5 protein-coding genes are annotated in these 6,305 nt (G+C 68.6%); 3 read left to right on the forward strand and 2 right to left on the reverse strand.

What is annotated here, in order from left to right:
- Nucleotides 1-78 precede the first annotated feature (78 nt).
- Nucleotides 79-1,608, reverse strand: a complete 1,530-nt coding sequence (locus APM_RS12035; RefSeq protein ID WP_007423654.1) for a sugar ABC transporter ATP-binding protein — start codon at nt 1,606-1,608, stop codon at nt 79-81.
- A gap of 7 nt (nt 1,609-1,615) precedes the next feature.
- Nucleotides 1,616-2,626, reverse strand: coding sequence for an autoinducer 2 ABC transporter substrate-binding protein (locus APM_RS12040; RefSeq protein ID WP_007423655.1), 1,011 nt, complete (start codon nt 2,624-2,626; stop codon nt 1,616-1,618).
- A gap of 251 nt (nt 2,627-2,877) precedes the next feature.
- Between APM_RS12040 and APM_RS12045 the strand changes: the two genes are divergently transcribed.
- From APM_RS12045 to APM_RS23030, 3 genes are all read left to right on the forward strand, one after another.
- On the forward strand, nt 2,878-3,660 hold the full coding sequence (locus tag APM_RS12045) for a DeoR/GlpR family DNA-binding transcription regulator (RefSeq protein WP_012040461.1): 783 nt from the start codon (nt 2,878-2,880) through the stop codon (nt 3,658-3,660).
- A gap of 26 nt (nt 3,661-3,686) precedes the next feature.
- Complete coding sequence (gene rhaI, locus APM_RS12050) at nt 3,687-4,871, forward strand: L-rhamnose isomerase (protein ID WP_039888479.1); 1,185 nt, start codon at nt 3,687-3,689, stop codon at nt 4,869-4,871.
- Nucleotides 4,872-4,882: 11 nt separating this feature from the next.
- On the forward strand, nt 4,883-6,305 hold a 1,423-nt coding region (locus APM_RS23030; RefSeq protein ID WP_007423658.1), incomplete at its 3' end, for an SDR family NAD(P)-dependent oxidoreductase.

Consider the following 6,305-nt stretch of genomic DNA (forward strand, 5'->3'; position numbering starts at 1 on the left):
GTCCTCGGCGTTCCCGCCGGGTTGTCGACTGACATGCGTTTTGCGTCCGTTTCCTGCATCTTGCGCCGGGCCGCCGGGTCAGGCCGCGCGCGCGGCGGCGCCGACGGCGGCGGCGAGGATCGTCTCGGCCTGCATCGCCTCGCCTTCGGCGACCTGCACGACCGTGCCCCGCCGCATCACGATCACCCGGTCGCTGACCGCCAGAACCTCCGGCAGGTCCGACGAGATCACGACGACGGCGAGGCCGCCGGCGGCGAGGCTGCGGATGAAGTCGTGAATCTCGGCCTTGGTGCCGATGTCGATGCCGCGGGTCGGCTCGTCGAGGATGAGCACCTTCAGGGACTGCCCTGCCCAGCGGGCGAACAGCGCCTTCTGCTGGTTGCCGCCCGAGAGCGTGCCGATCGCCACCGTCTCGTCCCGCGCCTTGATCCGGTAATGGGCGATCAGCCGCGCCGCCTCGCCGCGCAGGGCGGCGAAATCGAGCCTCATCGCGGCGCGGAGGAAACGGTCGAGCGTGCTGACGGTCAGGTTCGCCTCGAGGGGCTTGGTGGCGAAGATGCCCTGTAGCTTGCGATCCTCCGGCAGGTAGCCGATGCCGAGGGCGATGGCCTGCGCCGGATCGCGCGGGCTGATCGGCCGGCCGTGCAGCAGGACGCGGCCGCTGTCGGCGGGGAGCGCGCCGAACGCGGCGAGGGCCACTTCGCTGCGGCCGGAGCCGACCAGCCCGTAGATGCCGGTGACCGTGCCCGGCGGGATCGACCAGTCCACGCCGTCATAAAGTCCCGCCCTGGTCAGTTTCTCGATCCTGAGGGCGGGATCGGCATCGTTGGCGATCCGCCGGTCCTCGCGCGGCTTGCCGTAATCGCGATGCGCCTTGCCGGCCATCAGGTCGAGCAGGCGCTCCTCGTCGAGATCGTCCGCCGCCGCGCTGCCGGTGACGCGGCCATCGGTGAGCACCGTCACGCGGTCGGAGATCCGGCGGATCTCGTCGAGGCGATGGGTGATGTAGACGATCGAGCGGCCGTCGGCGCGCAGCCGGCCGATGATGGTGAACAGCCGGTCGGTCTCCGCCTGGGACAGGATCGAGGTCGGTTCGTCGAAGATGATCACCTGCGCGTCCTGCACCAGCGCCTTGGCGATCAGCACGAGCTGCTGATAGCCGAGGCTGAGTTCGCCCATCCGGCGGTGCAGCAGGGCGGGATCGAGTTCCAGCCGGTCGAACCAGGGGAGCGCGGCCTCGGCCATCTCCTGCCGGCGCACGATGCCGGCGGCGGAGGCGATCTCGTTGCCGGTGAAGATGTTTTCCAGCACCGTCAGGTGCGGATAGATCATCGGCTCCTGGTAGACCGCGGCGATCCCGGCCGCCTGCGCGTCGCGCGGGTGGGCGAAGCGGCGGGGCGCGCCGTCGATCCGGATCTCGCCCTCGTCGGGCATGATCGCGCCGGTGAGAACGCGGATCAGGGTGGACTTGCCGGCGCCGTTCTCGCCGAGCAGGGCATGCACCTCGCCCCGCCCGATCGAGAGATCGACGCCGCCCAGCGCCGTCACACCGCCGAAGCGCTTGCGGATTCCCGAGACCTCGACCCGGGGTGAGGACGGCGTGGGCATCCCGGCCTCAGAAATTCATGCTCACATTGGCCTTGGTGATGACCATCGGATTGCCGAGCAGCAGCGTGTGGGTCTTCGGGAAATACTTCACCTTCTGCTTCAGGCCGGGCACCGTGTTTTCCGCCTTGAACGGCTTGTGCTCCAGCTCCTGGATCACGCCCCAGCCGGTGAGGTAGCCGAGCGAGATCGGGTTCCACAGCACCACGCTCTTCACCGTGCCGTCGAGGATGAAGGGGCGGATGCTGTTCGGGTCGGTGATGCCGGTCACGGCGACCTTGCCGCTGAGGCCGGCGCGCAGCACCGCCTGGGCGGCGCCGGGCACCGCGGTCGAATTGATGCCGACCACGCCCTTCAGGTGCGGATAGGCCGACAGCAACTGGCCGGTGACCTGCGTCGCCTTGTTGATGTCCTCGCCGGCGTACTGGACCGAGACGAGCTTGATCTGCGGGTATTTCGCGGCGAGGCGCTGCTTCATCAGCGCGATCCATGCGTTCAGGTTGGTCGCGGTCGGCCCGCCGGAGACGAAGGCGACATCGCCCTTGCCGCCGATCGTCTTGGCGAGCTGGTCGACCACCGTGTCGGCCAGCGCCTTGTTGCTGGTCTGCTGCACGCGCAGGGCGACATCCGGCCCCTCGACCTGGGAGTCGCTCGAATAGAACAGGATTCCCTTTGCCTTCGCCTGCTTCGCGAGCGCCTCGAGCGCGGTCGGGCTGTTGGCGGAAACGCCGACCGCGGTGACGTGCTTGTTGATCAGGCTCTGCACGATTTCCGACTGGCCGGAGACCGAGGCCGTGGTCGGCCCCTGGTAGATGATGTGCGCGCCGAACTTCTTCCCGGCCTGATCCAGCCCCTGCTTCATCGCCGTGAAATAGGTGATGCCGATCAGCTTGGGCACGAAGGCGATGGTCGGCTCGGCGGCGCGGGCCGGCGTCGCGCCGGCGGCGAGGATCATCGCGCCGGCGAGGCCGAGGCCGAGCCGGAAGGCGGTCTGGTGGCGGAGTCGGGCCGCGAGGGTCATTGGCGTTTCCTTTCTGTTTCTTGGACCACGACGTTCCCGGCCGGCGCCGGATTGACGGCCCGACCAGATGTCACATGTAGCAAACATCGGCGCACATAAATCTGTCAAGTCATTTCTGAGTTTCGTGCCGATTTGGTGCGGTGCAATATTCGAGATCGAAAAATTCATGCTCAAGCCTTGATATTCTTGAACGGCGATGATCTTATAGCGCACATGATGATGTTAGATTGTCAGGGATTTCAAACAGCAGGATGAGCGAAACGCAACGCCAGGACATTCCGGCCTCGGAGCGCCAGCAGGACATCCTGCGCCGTTCGCTCGGCGGCGGCGTGGTGCGTGTGCGCGATCTCGCAGCGGAGTTCGGGGTTCACGAAATGACGATCCGGCGCGATTTCGACGCGCTGGTCGACCAGGGGCTGATGGAGCGCGTGCGCGGCGGCGCGCGGCTGCGCGAGCGGATGGGCGAGGAGATCAGCCACCAGCTGCGGGCCGCCCGCAACACCGAGGCGAAGACGGCGATCGCCCGCGCGGCGCTGTCGCTCATCGCGCCGGGCGACACCGTCGCCTTCGATGCCTCGACCACGGCGCTCGCCCTCGTGCGCATGGTGCATGACCGGAACGTGTCGGCGATCGTCTCCGGGCTCGACGCCGCCAATGCGCTGGCCGCGAGTGCTGTGCCCTTCGTGATGGTGGGCGGCGCGTTCCACGGGCCCGCCCGCTCGTTCACCGGGGTATTGTTCGAGGAATCGATGTCGCGCCTGCATCCGGACAAGGTGTTCTTTTCGGCGCGCGGCTTTCATGCCGCGCTGGGGCTGACCGACTCGCATCTGCCGGAAGTGGGGGCGAAGCGCGCCATGCTGCGTTCCGGCGCGATGACCGTGGCGCTGATGGATTCATCGAAATTCGGCCGCCGCGCGCTCGCGACCATCGCGGCGATGGACGAGATCGACGTGCTGGTGACCGACCGGCCGCCGGCGGATGCGGACATGGCGGCGCTCGAGGCAGCCGACATCAGGGTGATCGTCGCGCCGTGAACGCGCCGGCGGCGCAGGGAGGACACATGGACCAGGAAGCAGTGATGGCGCGGCTCGATGCGCAGGCGATCGAGACGCCGAGCTGGGCGTTCGGCAATACCGGCTCGCGGTTCAAGACGTTCCCGCTGCCGGGCGCGGCCCGCACCGTGTGGGAAAAGATCGAGGATGCCGCCGAGGTGCACCGGCAGACCGGCATCGCGCCGCGCGTCGCCCTGCACATTCCCTGGGACCGCGTGGACGATCCGGCGGCGCTCGGCCGCTTCGCGGCATCGCGCGGGATCGGCATCGGCGCGATCAATCCGAACCTGTTCCAGGACGACGACTACCGCCTCGGCTCGCTCACCCACCCGCAGGCGGCGGTGCGGGCGAAGGCGGCGGCGCATCTCGAGGAATGCATCGCGATCATGAAGGCGACGGGTTCGACCGATCTCAGCCTGTGGTTCGCTGATGGCACCAACTATGCCGGGCAGGACGATTTCCGCGCCCGCCGGCGGCGGCTGCGCGGCGGGCTCGAAGCCTGCGCGGCACTCTTGCCCGAGGGCGCGCGCATGCTGATCGAATACAAGTTCTTCGAGCCCGCCTTCTACTATACCGATCTGGCCGACTGGGGCGCGGCGCTCGCCCATGCCAGGGCGATCGGGCCGCAGGCGGCGGTGCTGGTCGATCTCGGCCATCACGCGCAGGGCGTGAACATCGAATCGATCGTCGCCGTGCTGCTCGACGAGGGCAAGCTCGGCGGCTTCCACTTCAACGCCCGCCGCTATGCCGATGACGACCTGATCGTCGGCTCGGTCAATCCGCTCGAACTGTTCCTGATCTATGCCGAACTCGTCGCCGCCGAGGCGGATGCGGACACGGACACCGCCGCCTGCGCCCGGACGGTTTCATACATGATCGATCAGAGCTTCAACATCGAGGAAAAGATCGAGGGCATGATCCTGAGCGTGCTGAACTGCCAGGAGGCCTATGCGAAGGCTCTGCTGATCGATCGCGCAGCACTGGCCGCTGCCCAGGAAGCGGGAGACGTGCTGGGCGCGCATCGCATCGTCATGGAGGCGTTCCGCACCGATGTGCGCCCGCTGCTCGCCGGCTGGCGGCGCCGGCGCAACCTCCCGGAGGATCCGGTGATGGCGCATCGCGACGGGTCGTATCTGCGCGAGATCCGCCGCGACCGCGGCACTGCCGCCGCCGCCAGCGGCTATGGGGACTGAGGAGAGAGCCGATGAAGGACGTTCTGGGCCGCGTGCCCGATAAACGATACGCAGGCTGGGCCGCCTCGTCGCCGCCCGCCGGCGAGGGGCTCGCCGCGCTGGCGCACCGCTCCCGCCTGCTCGGCGCCGACCGCCGCATCGTCAACATCTTCGGCGGCAATACCTCGGTGAAATCGGTCGAGACCGATCACCTCGGCCGGAAGACAAGGGTGCTCTGGGTGAAGGGATCGGGCAGCGATCTCGGCAGCATAAACGAGACCGATTTCGCCGCGCTGAAGCTCGACGAGATCGACCCGCTGTTCGCGCGCGAAGAGATGTCGGACGAGGAGATGACCGCCTATCTCGAACGCACCGTGTTCGAGCCCGGACGGCCGCGGCAGAGCATCGAGACGCTGCTGCACGCCTTCGTGCCGGCGCCGCATGTCGATCACACCCATCCCGACGCGATCATCTCGATCGCCTGTTCGCCGCGCGGCGAGGAACTGATGCGCGAGATCTTCGGCGCGCGCGCGGCCTGGGTGCCGTATGTGCGGCCGGGCTTCTCGCTCTCGCGCATGATCGGCGCGGCGGTGCGCGACAATCCGGGGCTCGACTGCGTGGTGATGGGCAAGCACGGGCTGGTCACCTGGGGCGAGACCTCGGCGGAATGCTACGCGAAGACGATCGCGGTGATCGAGGAGGCGGAGGCCTGGCTTGCCGCCCGTGCCACGGATGCGCCGTTCGGGGCGGCACGGGTTGAGGCCGCGGCGGCGGCGCGCCGGCAAGACCTGTTCGCCGCCCTGCTGCCCGCGTTGCGCGGCGCGATGGCCGGCGTGCTGGGCGACGGGCGGAAGGTGGTGCTGCGCGTCGACGATGATGACGAGGTGCTGGAGTTCGTCGGCGCCGCCGCATGCCGCGACCTTGCGATGCGCGGCGCCGCTTGCCCCGATCATCTGGTCCACACCAAGCGGGTGCCGCTGGTGCTGGACTGGACGCCGGAGCGGGACGCGGCGTCGCTGCTGGCCGCGGCGAAGGCCGGAATCGCCGAATTCGTCGACGCCTACAAGGCGTATTTCGCGGCGCACGCGGCGGTGGGCGACCGCATGGCGGCGCCGTATCCGCGCATCGTGCTGGTTCCGGGCCTCGGCATGGTGACCTCGGGCGCCGATATCGGCGCTGCCGAGGTCTCGCGCCAGCTCTATCGCCGGGCGATCGCGGTGATGCGGCATGCCGGCAGCGTCGGCGGTTTCGAGACGCTGAGCGATGCGGAAAGCTACGCCATCGAATACTGGCCGCTCGAGCTCTACAAACTTTCGCGCAAGCCGCCGCCGAAGCCGCTGGACGGGCATGTCGCCTTGGTGACCGGTGCTGCGAGCGGCATCGGCCGCGCGGTGGCGGCGCGGCTCGCGCGCGACGGCGCGCATGTCGTCATCGCCGACCGCAATGGCGAGGGGG

This window comes from Acidiphilium sp. PM (assembly GCF_000219295.1).
Lineage (GTDB): Bacteria > Pseudomonadota > Alphaproteobacteria > Acetobacterales > Acetobacteraceae > Acidiphilium > Acidiphilium multivorum.

Bases quoted from the DNA above. Each gene is read 5' to 3' on its own strand.
- APM_RS12045 (WP_012040461.1), top strand. From the start codon at position 2,878: ATGAGCGAAACGCAACGCCAGGACATTCCGGCCTCGGAGCGCCAGCAG.
- APM_RS12040 (WP_007423655.1), bottom strand. From the start codon at position 2,626: ATGACCCTCGCGGCCCGACTCCGCCACCAGACCGCCTTCCGGCTCGGC.
- rhaI (WP_039888479.1), top strand. From the start codon at position 3,687: ATGGACCAGGAAGCAGTGATGGCGCGGCTCGATGCGCAGGCGATCGAG.
- APM_RS12035 (WP_007423654.1), bottom strand. From the start codon at position 1,608: ATGCCCACGCCGTCCTCACCCCGGGTCGAGGTCTCGGGAATCCGCAAG.